The organism is Mesorhizobium sp. M7A.F.Ca.CA.004.12.1.1 (genome assembly GCF_003997835.1).
Lineage (GTDB): Bacteria > Pseudomonadota > Alphaproteobacteria > Rhizobiales > Rhizobiaceae > Mesorhizobium.
Genome location: NZ_RZRK01001111.1, coordinates 1 through 1,512, shown reverse-complemented (window position 1 = coordinate 1,512; position 1,512 = coordinate 1). Strand labels below are relative to the sequence as shown.

General features: G+C 64.1%; 4 protein-coding genes. 3 read left to right on the top strand and 1 reads right to left on the bottom strand.

All coding sequences use genetic code 11. From position 1 onward, the window contains the following. Positions 1-2: 2 nt before the first annotated feature. The 3 genes from EN984_RS34190 (at position 3) to EN984_RS34180 (ending at position 838) form a co-directional block, all read left to right on the top strand. The gene (locus EN984_RS34190; protein ID WP_127384336.1) at positions 3-101 is read left to right on the top strand and encodes a DUF1127 domain-containing protein; all 99 of its coding nucleotides are present in this window, start codon (positions 3-5) and stop codon (positions 99-101) included. Positions 102-164: 63 nt separating this feature from the next. Then, a complete protein-coding gene (locus EN984_RS34185; protein WP_127268912.1) occupies positions 165-497 on the top strand; it encodes an NIPSNAP family protein in 333 nt (110 codons plus the stop codon). After that, a complete protein-coding gene (locus EN984_RS34180) occupies positions 494-838 on the top strand; it encodes an antibiotic biosynthesis monooxygenase (protein WP_127268914.1) in 345 nt (114 codons plus the stop codon). Before EN984_RS34185 ends, EN984_RS34180 begins: the two co-directional genes overlap by 4 nt. Positions 839-1,003: 165 nt before the next feature. On the opposite strand, the gene EN984_RS34175 is transcribed toward EN984_RS34180, so the two are convergent. Then, the coding region (locus tag EN984_RS34175; protein ID WP_348630244.1) for a VIT1/CCC1 transporter family protein at positions 1,004-1,512 on the bottom strand (509 nt) is incomplete at its 5' end.

Here is a 1,512-nt window from a genome sequence, read left to right as displayed (position 1 = left end):
GTCTGGACCTTGCCGAGATGGATGATCATCAGCTGCGCGATCTTGGGCTAACGCGGCAAGACGTGCGCCGCGAATGCGCGAAGTCCTTCTGGCAGCCCTAGCAGACCAGACGACACAACGTTTCGATGCCGCTCGAACTATCGACGCACCCCAAGGAGACCACAATGACCATCACCTGCTTCATCCGCTACGAGATCGACCCGTTCGGCAAGGCGGCCTTCGAGGAGTATGCGCGCAATTGGGGCCAGGCCATTCCACGCTGCGGCGCCGATCTGATCGGTTACTACGCGCCGCATGAGGGCTCGGCGACGACCGCGTATGCCGCCTACAACATCGAGAGCCTGGCCGCCTACGAAGCCTATCGCGCCCGGCTTGCCGCCGATCCCACCGGCAAGGCAAACTACGAATTCGCCAAGCGCGAGAGGTTCATCCTGAAGGAGGATCGCATGTTCCTGAAACTGGCCTCAGGCCCGCACGCGAAACTGGTGCTGCCGTGATTGCCGTGATCTTCGAGGTCGAGCCGGCGGAAGGCCGGCGCGACGCCTATCTGAGCATCGCCGCGGACCTGCGTCCACTGCTCGACGGCATTGACGGCTTTCTTTCCATCGAGCGTTTCCAGAGCCTGGCCGATCCGAACCGCATCCTGTCGCTGTCATTCTGGCGCGACGAGGAAGCCGTGAAGGCCTGGCGCAACACCGAGGAACACCGCCAGGCGCAGAAGGCCGGCCGGGGCGGTATCTTTGCCGGCTACCGTCTGCGCATCGCCCATGTGATGAGGGATTATGGACTGACGGAGAGAGACGAGGCGCCTAGGGATAGCCGGGCGGTGAATGGGTGAGTGGCAAGTTTCTTCCTTCTCCCCCTGTGGGAGAAGGTGTCGCCGCAGGCGACGGATGAGGGGTGTTCCAGGGAACGCCAACGTCTCACTCCGCTGGAACACCCCTCATCCGTCTCGGCGCTGCGCGCCGATCCACCTTCCCCCACAAGGGGGGAAGGGAAAAAACTATGCATTCCCGATCAGCACGCCGGCCGCGAACACCAGGGCGCCACCCAGCACCACCTGGAAGGCGGCACGCAGGAAAGGCGTCTGCATGTAGCGGTTCTGGACAAAGGCGATCGCCCACAATTCGAAGAACACCACCACCGCGGCAACCCCGGTGGCCGTCCAGAAATGCGGAATGACATAGGGGAGCGCGTGTCCGAGACCGCCCAGCGTCGTCATGATGCCGACGGTCAGACCGCGCTTGATCGGCGAGCCGCGGCCCGACAGCTTGCCGTCGTCGGAAGCGACTTCGGTGAAGCCCATCGAAATGCCGGCGCCGATCGAGGCGGCAAGCCCGACCAGCAGCGTCTGCCAGGTGTCGTGCGTGGCAAAGGCAGCGGCAAAGATCGGCGCCAGAGTGGACACCGACCCGTCCATCAGCCCGGCCAGCCCTGGTTGCACATAGGTGAGGATGAACTGGCGCTGCTCGGCGCTGGCCTCCTCGGCCTTGACGGCGCCCGGCACATGTT

Excerpts from the sequence above, each read along its gene's own strand:
- EN984_RS34185 (WP_127268912.1), top strand. The coding sequence starts at position 165 with ATGACCATCACCTGCTTCATCCGCTACGAGATCGACCCGTTCGGCAAG.